Here is a 16,394-nt window from a genome sequence, read left to right on the forward strand (position 1 = left end):
GTCAGCCGCCGGGGCAGCCCCGGCCGCCGCTGATGGGTATGCACTGGGTGATCTGCGGGGCCGGCTCCTGGTCGTCGGGGACGTGCCCGATCAGGGCGCTGGTCGCCATGCCGCCCACCAGCGCGACCGCCACGTAGATCAGCGCCACCCCGGCGAATGCCCCGGCGAAGTGGCGACGCCACCGTTCGTCCCCGGCCAGCCCGGCCAGGAGCAGACCGATCACCGGAAGCACCGCGTTGAGCAGGAGCCCGGTCGTCAACAGGGCGTCGGTGGTGGCGCCGAAGGCCTTGGCTTCGGCGTACGTCGGCGTGTAGGGCGCAGAGACGCGGCGGATCAGTCCCACCATCAGCAGGAACGGCACCCCGTAGAGCCAGGCGAAGAAGAGCCCTCCGAGGCCGAGGCGCTTCATGCCAGCCCCGCGAGGACGGCACCGCAGAGCGTGAGGCTGACCACCGCGGACAGGGTCCCGGCGATCACGGCCGACGGGACGAGCCGGGCGGCCAGCGCGGCCACCAGCGCCGTCACGAACAGCACCCCGACGAATATCGGTGCTCCCCACACCAACGCGACGAACGCCAGCGACTCCCCCGGCGACAGACAACTGAACCAGGCCGCGCAGTCGCCGCCCGGCGGCGTGCTCGGCACGCTCGTGGTGCCCACCGCCACGGCCGCGATGGCGGTGACGTACCAACCGGCCGCCACCCCCATGCTCCTGCCGTAGCGCCCCCGTACCCCATGTCCATCCATGCGCCCGATCGTGGCGGAGGAGGGCCGGCTGAGACATCCGTCGGGATACTCAATCTCGCCGTACCAGCCGGCGACGATCGCCGCAGGGGTTGCCGAACTTCTGGCATCTTCTGTGAATCGGGCCACCCGACCGAGGCGGAAATGCCGGGGCGATCCGTACGGCGTAGCCTGGGAGTCGTCTGTCCGTTCTCCTTGATCGGCGTGACGGACACCGCGTGACACACAAACCCGCGTGAAAGAGGCGATTACCGGCCGTGTCGACCCAGCAGACTTCGCAGGAGAACCCACTGGCGGGTTTCGGCCCGAACGAGTGGATCGTCGAGGAGATGTACCAGCGTTACCTCGCCGACCCCACGAGCGTCGATTCAGCCTGGCACGACTTCTTCGCCGACTATCGACCAGCGCCCGGCGCCGCCACACCGCGCCCGACGGAGAGCGCTGGCAAGCCGGCCGCCGCCCCCGAGCCGGACGGCCAGCCGGAGGCCGCGGCCAAGGTGACCCAGCCCGCCACGAAGCCGGCCGCCGCCGCTCCGGCCAAGCCGGCCGCCGCCGCGCCCGCCCCGGCCAAGAGCGCCCCGGCGCCGGCGAAGGAGGCCCCGGCCAAGCCGGCCGCGAAGGCGCCCGCGCCGACCGCCGACGGCCCGCAGACCACGCCGCTACGGGGTGTCGCCGCGAAGATCGTCCAGAACATGGACGCCTCGCTGAGCGTGCCGACCGCGACCAGCGTGCGCGCGGTCCCGGCGAAGCTGCTGGTCGACAACCGGATCGTGATCAACAACCACCTCGCCCGGGGGCGGGGCGGCAAGGTCAGCTTCACCCACCTCGTCGGCTACGCGATGGTCCGCGCGCTGGTCGAGCACCCCGAGATGAACAACTCGTTCGCCGAGGCCAACGGCAAGCCGGCCGTGGTCCGCCCGGCGCACGTCAACCTCGGCATCGCCATCGACCTGGCCAAGCCGGACGGCACCCGCAACCTGGTGGTCCCCTCCATCAAGGGCTGCGAGCAGATGGACTTCCGGCAGTTCTGGCAGGCGTACGAGGACGTCGTCCGGCGGGCGCGGCGCAACGAGCTGACCATGGAGGACTACGCCGGCACCACGATCTCGCTGACCAACCCGGGCGGCATCGGCACCGTGCACTCGATGCCGCGGCTCATGCAGGGGCAGAGCGCGATTATCGGCGTCGGCGCGATGGAGTACCCGGCCCCCTACCAGGGCATGTCCGAGGCCACCCTCGCCGAGCTGGCGGTCAGCAAGGTCATCACGCTGACCAGCACGTACGACCACCGGATCATCCAGGGCGCGCAGTCCGGCGAGTTCCTCAAGGTGATGCACGAGCTGATCCTGGGCGAGCGCGGCTTCTACGACCAGATCTTCACCTCGCTGCGGATCCCGTACGAGCCGGTCCGCTGGATGCGGGACGTCGCCGTCAACTCCGAGGGTCAGATCAACAAGACCGCCCGGGTGCACGAGCTGATCCACGCGTACCGCGTGCGCGGTCACCTGATGGCCGACACCGACCCGCTCGAGTTCAAGATCCGCAAGCACCCCGACCTGGACGTTCTCCAGCACGGGCTGACCCTGTGGGACCTGGACCGCGAGTTCCCGGTCAACGGCTTCGCCGGCCGGCAGCGGATGAAGCTGCGCGAGATCCTCGGCGTGCTGCGTGACTCGTACTGCCGCCGGGTCGGCATCGAGTACATGCACATCCAGGACCCGGAGGAGCGGCGCTGGATCCAGGAGCGGATCGAGCGCAAGTACGAGAAGCCGTCCGCCGACGAGCAGAAGCACGTGCTCAACCGGCTCAACGCGGCCGAGGCGTTCGAGACCTTCCTGCAGACCAAGTACGTGGGCCAGAAGCGCTTCTCGCTGGAGGGCGGCGAGTCGTTGATCCCGCTGCTCGGCGAGGTGCTGGAGTCCTCCGCCGAGAACGGCCTGGACGAGGTCGTCATCGGCATGGCCCACCGGGGCCGCCTCAACGTGCTGGCCAACATCGTCGGCAAGCCGTACGAGAAGATCTTCTCGGAGTTCGAGGGCCACCTGGACCCGCGCTCCACGCAGGGCTCCGGCGACGTGAAGTACCACCTGGGCCAGAACGGCAAGTTCACCACCCCGGACGGCGAGCACGCGGTCAAGGTGTCGGTGGTGGCGAACCCGTCGCACCTGGAGGCCGTCGACCCGGTGCTGGAGGGCATCGTCCGGGCCAAGCAGGACCGGATCGACCTCAAGCTGGAGGGCTACACCGTGCTGCCGCTGGCGGTGCACGGTGACGCCGCGTTCGCCGGGCAGGGCGTGGTCGCCGAGACGCTCAACCTGTCGCAGCTGCGCGGTTACCGCACGGGCGGCACGGTGCACGTGGTGGTCAACAACCAGGTCGGCTTCACCACCGCCCCGGAGTACAGCCGGTCCAGCCTCTACAGCACCGATGTGGCCCGGATGATCCAGGCGCCGATCTTCCACGTCAACGGCGACGACCCGGAGGCCGTGGTCCGGGTGGCCCGGCTGGCCTTCGAGTACCGGCAGACGTTCAACAAGGACGTCGTGATCGACATGGTCTGCTACCGCCGGCGCGGCCACAACGAGGGCGACGACCCGTCGATGTCCAACCCTCAGATGTACAAGATCATCGACTCGAAGCGTTCGGTGCGCAAGCTCTACACCGAGGAGCTGATCGGTCGCGGCGACATCACCGTGGAGGACGCGGAGGAGCTGCTGCGCGACTACCAGGCCCAACTGGAGAAGGTCTTCAAGGCCACCCGGGACGCCGCCGCCGCGCCGCGCCAGCTCAACCGGCCGCGCCGCGAGGAGGAGCCGGAGCCGGCCGTCGACACCGCCACCGACGCCGCCGTCGTCAAGGCGATCGGCGAGGCGCACGTCAACCTGCCGGAGGGCTTCACCCCGCACAAGCGCATCCAGCAGCTGCTCGACCGGCGGGCCAAGATGTCCGTCGAGGGCAACATCGACTGGGGGTACGGCGAGATCATCGCGTTCGGGGCGCTGCTGCACGACGGGGTGACCGTCCGGCTCGCCGGTCAGGACTCGCGTCGCGGCACCTTCGTCCAGCGGCACGCGTCGGTGGTCGACTCCCGTACCGGGGACGACTACCTGCCGCTCAAGTCGCTCACCGGCGACGGCGAGCGCTCCCGGTTCTTCGTGCACGACTCGCTGCTCAGCGAGTACGCGGCGATGGGCTTCGAGTACGGCTACTCGGTGGAGAACATCAACGCGCTGGTCGCCTGGGAGGCCCAGTTCGGCGACTTCGTCAACGGCGCCCAGTCGGTGATCGACGAGTTCATCTCGTCCGGTGAGGTGAAGTGGGGTCAGCGCTCGGCTGTCACCCTGCTGCTGCCGCACGGCCACGAGGGCCAGGGCCCGGACCACACCTCCGGTCGCCCGGAGCGGTTCCTGCAGATGTGCGCCGAGGACAACATGCGGGTCGCCATCCCGACGACCCCGGCGAACTACTTCCACCTGCTGCGCCGCCAGGCCCTGTCGCCCAAGCGCAAGCCGCTGGTGGTGTTCACGCCCAAGTCGCTGCTGCGGCACAAGCTCTGCGTCTCCTCCGTGGAGGACTTCACCACCGGCACCTTCCAGCCGGTGCTGCGCGACACGGCCGCCCCGGCGCCGGAGGCGGTGAAGCGGGTGCTGCTCTGCTCCGGCAAGGTCTACTACGACCTGTTCCAGGCCCGGCAAGAGCGCGGCGTCACCGACACCGCGATCCTCCGGATCGAGCAGCTCTATCCGCTGCCGGTCGAGGAGATCCGCGCCGCCCTGGCGCAGTACCCGAACGCGGAGGACTTCGCCTGGGTGCAGGAGGAGCCGGCCAACCAGGGCGCCTGGTCGTTCGTGGCGCTCAACCTGCTGGAGCACCTCACCGACGTCCGGCTGCGGCGGATCTCCCGCCCGGCCGCGGCGGCCCCGGCGGTCGGCTCGGCCAAGACCCACGAGGTCGAGCAGACCGCGCTCATCGAGGCGGCACTTCCCCGCCCATGACCTGACCGCGCCACGCGAGCCGGGGCAGGGCCGTCGACCACGGTCCTGCCCCGGCTCGCGTCGGTCCATCCGATCACCGACCCGCCCGGTCCGCGCCGGGCCGAGCACGAGGACGTACGCCGTGTACTTCACCGACCGTGGCATCGAGGAGCTGGTCGAACGCCGGGGCGACGAGCAGGTGACCCTGGAGTGGCTGGGCGAGCGCCTGCGCGACTTCGTCGACCTCAACCCGGAGTTCGAAACCCCCATCGAACGCCTGGCAACCTACCTGGCCCGCCTGGACGACCCCGACGACGAAGACGCCTAACCCCTTTGACCCGGTGATCAAGAGGTTCGCGTCACTTCTGGCCCCGATCGTGACGCAAACCTCTTGATCACGAGGGCGGGGTGCTCGGGAGGGGGCGGGGTGCTCGGGAGGGGGCGGGGTGGGGCCGGCGATCTTCTAGGGTGGGGGCGTGGCTCGCAGCGTGTACCTGACCAGCGTGGGTTCGGGCGGGGGTAAGTCGACCATCGCTCTCGGACTGGCCGAACTGCTGTCGCGGCAGGTGGGGCGGATTGGCGTGTTCCGGCCGCTGGTCGCCGACACCGGCCCCGATTCGATCCTCGCCCTGCTCAGCGAGCGGTACCGGGTCGAGGTGCCGGTCGCCGAGCTGGCCGGGGCCACCTACGCCGAGGCGGCCGCGCTGGTCGCCGACGGCCGGCGCGAAGAGCTGATCTCCGCGATCGTGGAGCGCTACCGGGCGGTCGAGCGGCAGTGCCCGGCGGTGGTCGTGGTGGGCAGCGACTTCGACGAGCCGGGTGACCCCGCGCACCCTCGCGAGCTGGCCTTCAACGCCCGGCTGGCCACCGAGTTCGGCAGCGTGGTGGTACCGGTGGTGGACGGCTACGAGCAGGAGCCGGCGGCCGTCGCGGCGGCCATGCGCGGGGCGTACCACGATCTGGCCGACCTGGGCGCGACAGTGCTCGCGGTGATCGCCAACCGGGTGCCCGGACCGATGACGCTGCCGGAGCTGCCGGTGCCCGCGTACGCCATCCCGGAGGTGCCGAGCGTGTCGGCGCCGACGGTGGCCGAGGTGGCGGCGGCGCTCGGCGCCACCCTGCTGGCCGGGGACGACGCCGCGCTCGGGCGGGACGTGCTGGACTTCGTGGTCGGCGCGGCGCACGTGCCGACCCTGTTGGGCCACCTCACCGAGGGGGCGCTGGTGATCACCCCGGGCGACCGGGCCGACCTGCTCGTCGCCGCCAGCGCGGCCCACGTGGCCGGGCAGGTGTCGGTGGCCGGGTTGGTGCTCACCCTCGGCGAGCAGCCCGATCCGCGGGTCATGCGGCTGGTGGAGGGGTTGAACACCGGGCTGGCGGTGCTGTCCGTGGGCAGCGACAGCTACGACACGGTCGAGGCGTCCAGCCGAATCGAGGGGCGGCCCAGCGTGGCCAACCCGCGCAAGGTGGAGGCCGCGCTGGGCGCGTTCGAACGCTGCGTGGACACCGACGACCTGGCCCGCCGGCTCCGGGTGAGCCGCTCGACGCGGGTCACCCCGCTGATGTTCGAGAACGAGCTGATCGACCGGGCCCGCTCGCAGCGCCGCCACCTGGTGCTTCCCGAGGGCACCGACGACCGGATCCTGCGGGCGGCGGAAATCCTGCTACGCCGGGGCGTGGCCGACCTGACGCTGCTGGGCCGTCCCGACGACATCGCCCGGCGCACCCGCGAGCTGGGCATCGACCTTGGCGACGCGCGGCTCGTCGACCCGACGAGCAGTGGGTGGCACGACGAGTTCGCCGCCGAGTACGCGCGCCTGCGCGCCCACCGGGGCGTCACCGCCGAGCTGGCGTACGACATCGTGGCCCAGCCCAACTACTTCGGCACGCTCATGGTGGCCACCGGGCACGCCGACGGCATGGTCTCCGGCGCCACGCACACGACCGCCGCCACCATCCGACCCGCCTTCGAGATCATCCGTACCGTCCCGGACGTCTCGGTGGCCTCCAGCGTCTTCTTCATGCTGTTGCGCGACCGGGTGCTGGTCTACGGCGACTGCGCGGTGAACCGCGACCCGGACGCCGCCCAGCTCGCCGACATCGCGATCTCGTCGGCCGACACCGCCGCACGGTTCGGCATCGAGCCCCGGGTGGCCATGCTGTCGTACTCCACCGGCAGCTCCGGCGCGGGCGCCGACGTGGAGAAGGTCGCCGCGGCCACCGCGCTCGTCCGGGAACGGCGGCCCGACCTGCTGGTCGAGGGGCCGATCCAGTACGACGCGGCGATCGATCCGGCGGTGGCGGCGACCAAACTGCCGGAGAGCAAGGTCGCCGGGCACGCCACGGTCTTCATCTTCCCGGACCTCAACACGGGCAACAACACGTACAAGGCGGTGCAGCGCTCGGCCGGGGCGGTCGCCGTCGGGCCGGTGATGCAGGGCCTGCGCCGGCCGGTGAACGACCTGTCCCGGGGCGCGCTGGTGCCGGACATCGTGAACACGGTGGCGATCACCGCCATCCAGGCGGCCGCCGGGGAGGCGTCATGAGTCGGGTCCTGGTGCTCAACTGCGGGTCGTCGTCGGTGAAGTGGCGGCTCTACGACGGGGACCGCACGCTCGGGCAGGGCACCGTCGAGCGGGTCGGCGAGGCCGGTGGCGGCCCGGCGGACCACGCCAGCGCGGTCCGGCAGATCCTGGACGGGCTGGACCTGACCGGGTTGACAGCCGTCGGGCACCGCGTGGTGCACGGCGGCCGGACGTTCACCGCCCCGACGCTCGTCGACGACGCGGTGCTGGCCGCGATCCGCGACCTGGTCCCGCTCGCCCCGCTGCACAACCCGGCCAACCTGGCCGGCATCGAGATGGCACGGGCGGCCCTGCCGGACGTGCCGCAGGTCGCCGTCTTCGACACGGCGTTCCACCACACCCTGCCCGAGGCCGCCGCGACCTACGCGATCGACCGGGACACCGCCGAGCGGTACGACATCCGCCGGTACGGCTTCCACGGCACCTCGCACGCGTACGTCTCCCGGCGTACCGCCGAGCTGTTGGACCGGCCGTACGGGCAGCTCAACACGATCACCCTGCACCTGGGCAACGGGGCGAGCGCCTGCGCGGTGGCCGGTGGTCGCAGCGTCGCCACCTCGATGGGGATGTCACCCCTGCAAGGGCTGGTGATGGGCACCCGCAGCGGCGACCTGGACCCGACCGTGATCTTCCACCTGCGACGCGAGGGCGGCCTGTCGGTGGACGAGATCGACGACCTGCTCAACCACCGCAGCGGCCTGCTCGGCCTGAGCGGCGTCAACGACATGCGCGAGGTACTGCAACGCCGGGCCGCCGGCGACCGGGCCGCCGCGCTGGCCTTCGACGTCTACTGCCGGCGGATCACCGGGTACGTCGGGGCGTACTACGCGCTGCTCGGCCGCGTCGACGCGATCGCGTTCACCGCCGGGGTGGGCGAGCACGCCGCCGGAGTGCGGGCTGCCGCGCTGGCCGGCCTGGACCGGCTCGGCATCAGCGTGGACGACACCCGCAACGGCGGCCAGGGTGACCGGGTGATCTCACCCGACGGCGCCGAGGTGAGCGTCTGCGTCATCCGCACCGACGAGGAACGGGAGATCGCCCGGCAGACCCGCGACGTGGTGGGGAAGCTCTAGGCCAGCCAGACGACCAGGGCCACCAGCAGCACCACGACCACCGCCGCGCCGACGATGAGGGGCAGCCGGGACGGCGCGTCGGCCGGGACGGCGGCCTCCGGCGTCTGGGTGAAGGCGCGGAACGCCTCGGTGTTGCCGCTGGGGTCGGTGTAGTTCTCAGCCATGCCGGTGACCCTAGCGAAGCCGTGGCCGACGCACCGCCCCCACCTCCCGTGGTCGCGTCGGGTCGGGCCGGGCGGCGGAGGTGACCCGACCGGGTGGGGGCAGAGGCAGGCCGGACGGCGGGGTCGTCGCGCAGGTCCCGACGCCTACGGTGAGACAGTGGGGGCGGGACGGCTGGTCGCCGTACTGGTGACAGCGCTGCTGGCGGGGTGCGCGCCGGCCTCCGCCGTGGCCGGCGGGTCCACCGGGGCACCGGCCGCGCGCCGAGCGCCCGAGGGGTCGTACACCGTCGGCGTGCGTACGCTCACCCTCGATCCGCGCTCGGCGCGCCCCCTGCCGGTGACCCTCTGGTATCCGGCGGGCACCGACGGTGTGGCCGCCGGACGATTCCCGGTGGTCGTCTACAGCCACGGGCTGCACAGCCGGCCCGAACTGCACGCCGGGTTGACCACCCGGTGGGCGGCGGCCGGATTCGTGGTGGCCGCGCCGGCGTACCCGCACACCCGCTCGGACGCCGCGCACTTCACCCGGGCCGACGTCCGCAACCAGCCCGCCGACGGTTGGCGGCTGATCCGGCACCTGGGCCGCCTCGACCGCGACCCGGGTGATCCGCTCGCCGGCCACCTGGATCTCGCGTCGGTCGCCGCCGCCGGTCACTCGGCGGGCGGCTTCACCACCTCCGGCATGTTCACCGAGGGCCACCCGACCCGGTTGCGCGCCGGCATCGTGATCGCCGGCGGCGGACTGCCCGGCAGCTTCGCGGGGCCGAGCGCCCCGGTGCTGTTCGTGCACGGCACGGCCGACCCGGTGGTGCCGGTGACGGTCGGGCGGGCGGCGTACGCGCGCACCCGGGGTCCGGCTGCCTTCCTCAGCGTCGTGGGGCAGGGGCACGGCGAGTACCTCACGCCGGACCGTCCCGGGTTCACACCGGTGCTGGCCACGACGACCGACTTCCTGCGCTGGGCCCTCTACGGCGACAGCACGGCCGGCGCGCGCCTCCCCCTCGACGCCCGCACGGCGCTGACCCGCTACGAGTCACGCCCGGCCCGCTAGCAACTCCCCACCCGGCACCCGGCCGAGCCGTCCGGTCACACCTTGAGGACGTCCACGTCGTACAGGGCTATCGACGCGTCGCGCGAAGCGAGGGTCAACCCTTCGGTGATCGCCTGCGCCACCAGCATGCGGTCGAAGGGGTCGCGGTGATGTGGTGGCAGGCGGCCAGCGGCGATGGCGTGGGCATGGGTCACCGGGAGGTCCCGGAAGCCCATGTCTCGAACCCGCTCCGCAAGGTCAGGCGGTCCGGCGAGTTTCCCGGTGCTCTGCTTGATGGTGATCTCCCACAGGGTGACCGGGGAGAGGAAGATGTCTGGCTCGTGGCGTAGTTGGTCGAGCAACTCGGGGCCGAGGTCCGGGTCGCCGGCGATGGCCCAGAGGGCGACGTGAGTGTCCAGCAGCAGGTTCATGCGCCGAGGCCGAAGTCCTCGGCGATCTCGGCGTTGGTCCGTGGTGAGTCCCAGTCACCCGAGAGGTCCAGTTCGCCGGCGAGCGAGCCGATCGCGGTGCGGTTGGCCCGCCGGACCAGGGGTACGACCTTCGCCACCGGGGTGCCCGCCCGGTCGATGATGATCTCCTCGCCGCGTTCCACCCGTTCGATGATGCGCGACAGATGGGTCTTGGCATCATGCATGTTGTAGTGCACGGCCTCAGCCGACATGGCGCAGCCCTCTCGCTTAGCTAAGGGATTAGTCTAGCCTGTTTGAACGCTGACGTCAGCGGCCTTGTCGGCTCGGGGCGGGGGTCGGACGCGCACGCCTCCCGACGGTACCGTGGCCCGATGGACGACCTCGCGCGTCGCCAGTTGGCGAGCATCGCCGAACTGGTCGAGGTGAGCACGCCGGCTGGTGTCCCGGTGTGGTTGCGCGGCGGCTGGGCGATGGACTTCCACCTCGGCGCGGTGACCCGCCCGCACGTCGACGTCGACTGGTACTGCTGGCACGAGGACGCGCCGCGACTCCCCGCACTGCTGCTGGCCCGGGGCTGGCGTCCCGACCCGAGGATGCCGGCGGAGCGACAGCTCGACCTGTTCGCGGGAGACGTCGAGGTCAGCGTGGCGTACCTGGGCCGGGACGACAGCGGTCGGCCGACCGTGGGCGCCGGCCCCTGGGCGGGCACCCCTCTGCCGGCCGGGATGCTGGACGCGCCGCCCGGCCGGATCGGCTCGTTGACCGTGCCGACGATCTCGGTGGCGGCCCAGATCGAGTTCAAGCAGATGTACCCGGTGTGGATGCCGGAGCGTCCCCGCCGTCCGAAGGACGCGGCCGACCTGGCTCGACTGCGCGCTGGGCCTCGTCGAGCAGGTCCTCGTACACCCCGATCTTGAAACCGATCAGGTCCAGGCACTGCGTGAGTTTGCCGATCTGGCCGGTGACGCGCTCGCGGTGCTCGCGCATCAGGGCAAGACGTTCCTCCTCGTTGCCGGCACCCGCCCGGACGAGGTCGGCGTACCGGCGCAGCGCGGGCAACGGCATGCCCGAGGTACGGAGAATGATGCAGACGGTCAACCAGTCCACGTCGTCCTGGCTGTACACGCGACGCCCGCCGGGCCCTCGGCGTACGGGATCGACGAAGACGCCCTCCTGCTCGTAGAAGCGGAGGGCGTGCACGCTCAGGCCGGTGCGTTCGGCGACCTGCCCGATGCTCAGACTCGCGATGTCGTCGGCCATGCCGAGCAGGGTAGCCAGGCTTGACCTAGAGCCGACTCCAGCTCCTAGGGTCCCCCGTGATCGTCACGACATCGCCAGAGGAGCATCGGCATGCGCTATCGCACCCTCGGCGGGACCGGCATCGAGGTGAGCACCCACTGCCTCGGAACCATGATGTTCGGTGCCGTCGGAAACCCGGACCACGACGAGTGCGTCCGCATCATCCACACCGCGATCGACAGCGGCATCAACGCCATCGACACCGCCGACATGTACGGCCGGGGTGAGTCCGAGCAGATCGTGGGGAAGGCGCTGCGGGGGCGTCGCGACGACGTCGTCCTCGCCACCAAGGTCCACTTTCCGATGGGCGAGGGGCCCAACCAGGGTGGCAACTCGCGGCGGTGGATCCTCAAGGCGGTCGAGGGGAGCCTCCAACGTCTGGGTACCGACTGGATCGACCTCTACCAGGTCCACCGCCCGGACCCCTCGACCGACATCGAGGAGACGCTTTCGGTGCTCACCGACCTGGTGAGCCAGGGAAAGATCCGCGCCTTCGGATGTTCGACGTTCCCCGCTGAGGAGATCGTCGAGGCACACCAGGTGTCCGAGCGTCGCGGCCTCGGCCGGCTGCGCACCGAGCAGCCGCCGTACTCGATCCTCGCCCGCGGGGTGGAGACCTCGGTCCTCCCGGTCTGCCAGCGCTACGGCATGGGGGTGCTGGTCTGGAGCCCGCTCGCCTTCGGCTTCCTCAGCGGCAGGTACCGCAAGGATCGGGCCGTCGACCTGTCGACCGGGCGGGCGGTTCTCCGGCCGGCGCAGTTCGATCCCGCGATCGCGGAGAACGCGGCCAAGCTCGACATCGTCGAGCGGCTCGTCGACCTCGCGGCGGACATCGGGTGCACGCTGCCACAACTCGCCATCGCCTTCACCGTGGCCCATCCGGCGGTCACCTCGGCGATCATCGGACCACGGACCATGCAGCACCTGGAGGACCTGCTCAAGGGCGCGAGCCTCGCCCTGGACGACGCGACCCTCGACCGGATCGACGAGATCGTGCCACCCGGCACGAACCGGTACGAGCCCAACGCCGCCTTCCGCCCCCGCTCCCTGACCGACCCGGCGCGGCGGCGGCGTCCGCTCTCCGAACGCGCCGCGGCCTGAGACGACCGGTGACAGCGTGGCCGCAGCGCGCCGGACCGCCCCGAGCCACCGGCACGGCACGGCACAATTGAGGCCATGTCGCGTCGTGTCACCCCCACGCTGCTGGCCAGCGCCCTGCTCCTGACCGGTCTGGTCGGCTGCTCCACGGACGCCCCGAGGAAGGAGACCGCGCCGGTCGCCGTCGAGCCGCCGCCGGCCGCCACGCCGACACCGCGGGTACCCGCCGGGTCCGCGCCCGAGAGCGCCTTCGGCGTCGGCGTACGACAGCTCAAGCTGAACCGGGACGGCCGTGCGCTGCCGGTGACCCTCTGGTATCCGGCGGCCGGGAAGGCCGGCGGCGCGGCCAGGCGGTCCGCGGCGGCGGCGGACGGCCGGTTTCCGGTGGTGATGTTCAGCCACGGCCTCGGCGGGCGGCCGGAGGACTACGCCGCGCTGCTGACCCGCTGGGCCGCGGCCGGCTTCGTGGTGGCCGCGCCGACCTTCCCGCACACCTCCAAGGGCGGTGACGGCAACGTCCTCGACGTCCTCAACCAACCGGCCGACGTGTCGTACGCGCTGACCCAGGTGCTGGCGCTCGACGGCAGGGCCGGCGACGGGCTGCGCGGCCGGTTGGCGACCGACCGGGTGGCCGCGGCGGGGCACTCGGCCGGCGGGGTGACCACCATCGGCCTGTTCACCGCGGGCCGGGACGAACGGCTGGACGCCGGGGTGGTGTTCGCCGGTACGGCCGTCGGCGTCGGTACGGCGTTCGCGGGCGCGACCGCGCCGCAGTTGTTCGTGCACGGCGAGTTGGACGAGGTGGTCGACTACGCGGCGGGCAAGGCGGCGTACGACAAGGTGCCGTGGCCGAAGGCGCTGCTGAGCCTGCCCAAGGGTGACCACGGCCGAGCGCTGCTCGGCGACGCCGCGTCACTGCGGGTCGTCTCGGACACGTCCGTCGAGTTCCTGCGCTGGTCGCTGTACGGCGACCCGGCGGCCAAGAAGCGCATCGCCAAGGACGCGACCCGCAACGACATCGCAACCTTCGACGATCACCTCTGACCGTCGCCCCTCCCCCGCGCGATCTTGCACTTTCTGTCGCGTCATAGCGGGACATTTTTCGCGAGACGGCAACAGAAAGTGCAAGATCGCGGGGGTGTGGAGGTGTGGGGGCCGGGCGCGGGGGTCAGGCGGTGTGGTCGAGGACGACCTTGCCGAAGGCGTCGCCGGAGTGCAGGCGGGCGAAGGCGTCCTCGACCCGGCTGAACGGGACCACGCTGTCCACCACCGGGCGGACCTCGTTCTCGGCGCAGAACGCCAGCAGCTCGTACAGCTCCCCGGGGGTGCCCATCGACGTGCCCAGGATCTCCAACTGCATGGCGAAGACCCGGCGCAGGTTGACCGTCGGCTGGTGGCCGGCGGTGGCGCCGGAGACCACGATTCGGGCCATCGGGGCGGCCGACTTCATCGAGTGCTCGAAGGTCGCCGCGCCGACCGTCTCGATCACCACGTCGACCCGCTCCGGCAGCCGGGCGCCGGGCTCCACAGCGGTGGCCCCGAGAGCGGAGATCCGCTCGCGCTTGGCGGCGTCGCGACTGGTCGCGTACACCCGTTTGCCCATCGCGACGGCGAGCGCGACGGCCGCCGTCGCGACGCCGCCGCCCGCGCCCTGCACCAGCACGCTGTCGGCGTCCGCGACGCGACCCTTGGTGGTCAGCATCCGCCACGCGGTCAGCCAGGCCGTGGGCAGGCACGCGGCGTCGGTCGCGGCCATGCCGCCGGGCAGCGGGACCAGGTTCGACCGGGGTACGGCGACCTGCTCGGCGAGGGTCCCGGCGAAGTGCTCGGAGAGGATGGAGACGCCGCGTGGGTCACCGGGAGTGACGACGACCGGGTAGACGACCACGTTGTTGCCCTCGGGGTCCACACCCACCGCGTCGCAGCCGAGGATCATCGGCAACTGCGCCTCGGTGAGCCCCACCCCGCGCAGCGACCATAGGTCGTGGTGGTTGAGCGAGGTGGCGCGCACCCGCACGGTCACCCAGTCGTCCTCCGGGTGGGTCGGCTCGGGTCGCTCACCGACGGTGAGGGCGGTGAGCGGATCGGCGTCGTCGAAGCGGGAGACGAAGGCAGCACGCATGATCGGCACCGTAACAAGCTGAGCGCTCGTTAAGAAGGGCCGGCCGCCGGGCCACGCCGCACGCCGGTCACGCCGTCGCGGTCACCACGCCGGTCACGGCGTTCCGGTCACCACGCCGGTCACGGCGTTCCGGTCACCGCCGGGCCACGCCGTCACGGCGGGCGGCCTCGGCCACCGCCTCGGCGACGGCCGGAGCGACACGCGGGTCCAGCGGCGACGGGACGATCGCCTCGGGAGTCAACGACTCGGCCACCACTGCGGCGATGGCGTCCGCCGCGGCGACCTTCATCGCGTCGGTGATCCGGGTGGCGCCGGCGTCCAGCGCGCCCCGGAACACCCCGGGGAACGCCAGCACGTTGTTGATCTGGTTGGGGTAGTCGCTGCGGCCCGTGGCGACCACCGCGACGTGCCGGGCGGCCACCTCCGGGTGCACCTCCGGGGTGGGATTGGCCAGCGCGAACACGATCCCACCGGGTGCCATACCGGCGATGGCGGCCTCCGGGATCTCGCCTCCGGAGACGCCGATCAGCACGTCCGCGTCGCGCAGCGCCTCGGTGATGTCGCCGTGGCGGCCGTCCGCGTTGGTGCTCGCCGCCAACTCGGCCTTGCCACCGGTCAGCTCGGTGCGGTGCCGGCCGATGATCCCCTTCGAGTCGCAGACGACGACCTGGTCGGGGTTGACGCCACCGGCGATGAGCATCTTCGTCACGGCCACCCCGGCCGCGCCCGCGCCGCTCACCGCGACCCGCAGGTCGCCGAGCTTGCGGTTGAGCAGGGTGGCGGCGTTACGCAGCGCCGCGAGCACCACGATGGCGGTGCCGTGCTGGTCGTCGTGGAAGACCGGGATGTCCAGCGCCTCGTCGAGGCGACGCTCGATCTCGAAGCAGCGCGGCGCGCTGATGTCCTCCAGGTTGATCCCGCCGAACGAGGGGGCCAGCGCCCGCACCACTGCGACGATCTCGTCCACATCCTGGGTGTCCAGGCAGATCGGCACCGCGTCCACCCCGGCGAACTGCTTGAACAGCACCGCCTTGCCCTCCATCACCGGCAGGGCGGCGCGCGGGCCGATGTTGCCGAGCCCCAACACGGCCGAGCCGTCGGTCACCACCGCGACAGCGTGCGACGCCCAGGTGTACTCGTCGGCCAGGGCGGGGTCGGCGGCGATCGCCTCGCACACCCGGGCCACCCCCGGGGTGTACGCCAGGGAGAGGTCCTCGCGGCTGGTGAGCGGCACCGTCGAGGCGACGGCCATCTTGCCGCCGACGTGCAGTTGGAAGACGGGATCAGCGGGGTCCACGGTGGATGAAGACATGGCGGTGACTCCAGGATCTGTCGAGCAGATGTGAGGCGGCGGGCCCGGCCGCGAGGTGGGCGGCGAGCGATGGCACGCGGCGCGGGGGGTCACCCGGCACTTTCCGAGCATAGTGTCGACCCTGCCCCTCGGATGTGAGCAGGGTCATATATCCCGACGAGGCACCCGTCCGGGGCGCGGCCAGTAGCGAGCCACCACCCGGCCGCGTACGTCGGCCACGCCGTACGCCCGGGAGTCGTCGGTGATCAACTCGTTGTCACCGCGCAGCCACCAGCCGCCATCCTGAGGCCGGACCGCCCGCTTGACGACCAGCAGTTCCGGCCGTGTTCGGAAGACCGCGACCACCACGTCGCCGGGCCGGATGGGACGCCCGCCCGAGCGGACCAGCACCGCGTCGCCGTGCCGCAGCGTCGGCGCCATGGACGGGCCGGCCACCGCGACCGCCGTCAGCGGGCCGCGCAAACGAGGCGGCTCACCCGGGTGATCGGCGCGCACCGGTTTCACCTCCACCCGGTTCGGGGAGCATTCCCAGGAGTAATGTCGCCTTTGATCATCGCAAACT

Annotated in this window: 17 protein-coding genes; 8 read left to right on the forward strand and 9 right to left on the reverse strand. The window is 71.8% G+C overall.

Annotated elements, in window-relative coordinates; all coding sequences use genetic code 11:
• Position 1 precedes the first annotated feature (1 nt).
• Complete coding sequence (locus tag AB0I89_RS14610; RefSeq protein ID WP_357125788.1) at positions 2-409, reverse strand: hypothetical protein; 408 nt, start codon at positions 407-409, stop codon at positions 2-4.
• Positions 406-747, reverse strand: a complete 342-nt coding sequence (locus AB0I89_RS14615; RefSeq protein ID WP_357125791.1) for a hypothetical protein — start codon at positions 745-747, stop codon at positions 406-408. The genes AB0I89_RS14610 and AB0I89_RS14615 overlap by 4 nt, the downstream gene beginning before the upstream one ends.
• Positions 748-1,001: 254 nt before the next feature.
• Between AB0I89_RS14615 and AB0I89_RS14620 the strand changes: the two genes are divergently transcribed.
• From AB0I89_RS14620 to AB0I89_RS14635, 4 genes are all read left to right on the forward strand, one after another.
• On the forward strand, positions 1,002-4,739 hold the full coding sequence (locus AB0I89_RS14620) for a multifunctional oxoglutarate decarboxylase/oxoglutarate dehydrogenase thiamine pyrophosphate-binding subunit/dihydrolipoyllysine-residue succinyltransferase subunit (protein ID WP_357125794.1): 3,738 nt from the start codon (positions 1,002-1,004) through the stop codon (positions 4,737-4,739).
• 121 nt (positions 4,740-4,860) lie between these two features.
• Positions 4,861-5,046, forward strand: coding sequence for a DUF6104 family protein (locus tag AB0I89_RS14625; protein ID WP_139582193.1), 186 nt, complete (start codon positions 4,861-4,863; stop codon positions 5,044-5,046).
• 148 nt (positions 5,047-5,194) lie between these two features.
• The gene (gene pta, locus AB0I89_RS14630; protein ID WP_357125798.1) at positions 5,195-7,264 is read left to right on the forward strand and encodes a phosphate acetyltransferase; all 2,070 of its coding nucleotides are present in this window, start codon (positions 5,195-5,197) and stop codon (positions 7,262-7,264) included.
• On the forward strand, positions 7,261-8,376 hold the full coding sequence (locus AB0I89_RS14635; RefSeq protein ID WP_357125801.1) for an acetate kinase: 1,116 nt from the start codon (positions 7,261-7,263) through the stop codon (positions 8,374-8,376). The genes pta and AB0I89_RS14635 overlap by 4 nt, the downstream gene beginning before the upstream one ends.
• On the opposite strand, the gene AB0I89_RS14640 is transcribed toward AB0I89_RS14635, so the two are convergent.
• Positions 8,373-8,540, reverse strand: coding sequence for a hypothetical protein (locus tag AB0I89_RS14640; RefSeq protein ID WP_357125804.1), 168 nt, complete (start codon positions 8,538-8,540; stop codon positions 8,373-8,375). The two genes, AB0I89_RS14635 and AB0I89_RS14640, sit on opposite strands and share 4 nt — an antisense overlap.
• A 157-nt stretch (positions 8,541-8,697) precedes the next feature.
• Between AB0I89_RS14640 and AB0I89_RS14645 the strand changes: the two genes are divergently transcribed.
• Positions 8,698-9,591 (forward strand): alpha/beta hydrolase, encoded by an 894-nt coding sequence (locus AB0I89_RS14645; protein ID WP_357125807.1) that lies wholly within the window; start codon positions 8,698-8,700, stop codon positions 9,589-9,591.
• A 35-nt stretch (positions 9,592-9,626) separates the two neighbouring features.
• Here the strand turns inward: AB0I89_RS14645 and AB0I89_RS14650 are convergent, their stop codons facing one another.
• Together AB0I89_RS14650 and AB0I89_RS14655 are read right to left on the reverse strand one after the other, a co-directional pair.
• Positions 9,627-10,001 (reverse strand): type II toxin-antitoxin system VapC family toxin, encoded by a 375-nt coding sequence (locus tag AB0I89_RS14650; RefSeq protein WP_357125810.1) that lies wholly within the window; start codon positions 9,999-10,001, stop codon positions 9,627-9,629.
• On the reverse strand, positions 9,998-10,252 hold the full coding sequence (locus AB0I89_RS14655) for a type II toxin-antitoxin system prevent-host-death family antitoxin (protein ID WP_357125813.1): 255 nt from the start codon (positions 10,250-10,252) through the stop codon (positions 9,998-10,000). The genes AB0I89_RS14650 and AB0I89_RS14655 overlap by 4 nt, the downstream gene beginning before the upstream one ends.
• 120 nt (positions 10,253-10,372) lie before the next feature.
• On the opposite strand from AB0I89_RS14655, the gene AB0I89_RS14660 reads away from it, so the two are divergent.
• The gene (locus AB0I89_RS14660) at positions 10,373-10,918 is read left to right on the forward strand and encodes an aminoglycoside adenylyltransferase (protein ID WP_357125816.1); all 546 of its coding nucleotides are present in this window, start codon (positions 10,373-10,375) and stop codon (positions 10,916-10,918) included.
• Here AB0I89_RS14660 and AB0I89_RS14665 read toward each other — a convergent pair.
• On the reverse strand, positions 10,800-11,261 hold the full coding sequence (locus AB0I89_RS14665) for a MerR family transcriptional regulator (protein ID WP_357125819.1): 462 nt from the start codon (positions 11,259-11,261) through the stop codon (positions 10,800-10,802). The genes AB0I89_RS14660 and AB0I89_RS14665 overlap by 119 nt on opposite strands.
• A gap of 90 nt (positions 11,262-11,351) precedes the next feature.
• Here AB0I89_RS14665 and AB0I89_RS14670 point away from each other — a divergent pair, with 90 nt between their 5' ends.
• Both AB0I89_RS14670 and AB0I89_RS14675 read left to right on the forward strand, forming a co-directional pair.
• The gene (locus tag AB0I89_RS14670; protein WP_357125822.1) at positions 11,352-12,401 is read left to right on the forward strand and encodes an aldo/keto reductase; all 1,050 of its coding nucleotides are present in this window, start codon (positions 11,352-11,354) and stop codon (positions 12,399-12,401) included.
• 75 nt (positions 12,402-12,476) lie between these two features.
• Entirely contained in the window at positions 12,477-13,442 is a 966-nt protein-coding gene (locus AB0I89_RS14675; protein ID WP_357125825.1) for a chlorophyllase, read from the forward strand.
• A gap of 124 nt (positions 13,443-13,566) precedes the next feature.
• On the opposite strand, the gene AB0I89_RS14680 is transcribed toward AB0I89_RS14675, so the two are convergent.
• The 3 genes from AB0I89_RS14680 to AB0I89_RS14690 form a co-directional block, all read right to left on the reverse strand.
• Entirely contained in the window at positions 13,567-14,529 is a 963-nt protein-coding gene (locus tag AB0I89_RS14680) for a zinc-binding dehydrogenase (protein ID WP_357125828.1), read from the reverse strand.
• Positions 14,530-14,653: 124 nt separating this feature from the next.
• Positions 14,654-15,832 carry an NADP-dependent malic enzyme gene (locus AB0I89_RS14685; RefSeq protein WP_357125831.1) on the reverse strand — a complete coding sequence of 393 codons (1,179 nt, stop codon included), beginning with the start codon at positions 15,830-15,832 and terminating at the stop codon, positions 14,654-14,656.
• A gap of 144 nt (positions 15,833-15,976) precedes the next feature.
• A complete protein-coding gene (locus AB0I89_RS14690) occupies positions 15,977-16,327 on the reverse strand; it encodes a S24/S26 family peptidase (RefSeq protein WP_357125834.1) in 351 nt (116 codons plus the stop codon).
• Positions 16,328-16,394 lie beyond the last annotated feature (67 nt).

It is taken from the genome of Micromonospora sp. NPDC049801, assembly GCF_040656575.1.
In the GTDB taxonomy this organism is placed as follows: domain Bacteria; phylum Actinomycetota; class Actinomycetes; order Mycobacteriales; family Micromonosporaceae; genus Micromonospora.

What these genes read in the sequence shown, in the direction of transcription:
- AB0I89_RS14635 (WP_357125801.1), top strand. Translation starts at nt 7,261, where the DNA reads ATGAGTCGGGTCCTGGTGCTCAACTGCGGGTCGTCGTCGGTGAAGTGG.
- AB0I89_RS14655 (WP_357125813.1), bottom strand. Translation starts at nt 10,252, where the DNA reads ATGTCGGCTGAGGCCGTGCACTACAACATGCATGATGCCAAGACCCAT.
- AB0I89_RS14615 (WP_357125791.1), bottom strand. Translation starts at nt 747, where the DNA reads ATGGATGGACATGGGGTACGGGGGCGCTACGGCAGGAGCATGGGGGTG.
- AB0I89_RS14640 (WP_357125804.1), bottom strand. Translation starts at nt 8,540, where the DNA reads ATGGCTGAGAACTACACCGACCCCAGCGGCAACACCGAGGCGTTCCGC.
- AB0I89_RS14610 (WP_357125788.1), bottom strand. Translation starts at nt 409, where the DNA reads ATGAAGCGCCTCGGCCTCGGAGGGCTCTTCTTCGCCTGGCTCTACGGG.
- AB0I89_RS14685 (WP_357125831.1), bottom strand. Translation starts at nt 15,832, where the DNA reads ATGTCTTCATCCACCGTGGACCCCGCTGATCCCGTCTTCCAACTGCAC.
- AB0I89_RS14675 (WP_357125825.1), top strand. Translation starts at nt 12,477, where the DNA reads ATGTCGCGTCGTGTCACCCCCACGCTGCTGGCCAGCGCCCTGCTCCTG.
- AB0I89_RS14650 (WP_357125810.1), bottom strand. Translation starts at nt 10,001, where the DNA reads ATGAACCTGCTGCTGGACACTCACGTCGCCCTCTGGGCCATCGCCGGC.
- AB0I89_RS14660 (WP_357125816.1), top strand. Translation starts at nt 10,373, where the DNA reads ATGGACGACCTCGCGCGTCGCCAGTTGGCGAGCATCGCCGAACTGGTC.
- AB0I89_RS14665 (WP_357125819.1), bottom strand. Translation starts at nt 11,261, where the DNA reads ATGGCCGACGACATCGCGAGTCTGAGCATCGGGCAGGTCGCCGAACGC.
- AB0I89_RS14670 (WP_357125822.1), top strand. Translation starts at nt 11,352, where the DNA reads ATGCGCTATCGCACCCTCGGCGGGACCGGCATCGAGGTGAGCACCCAC.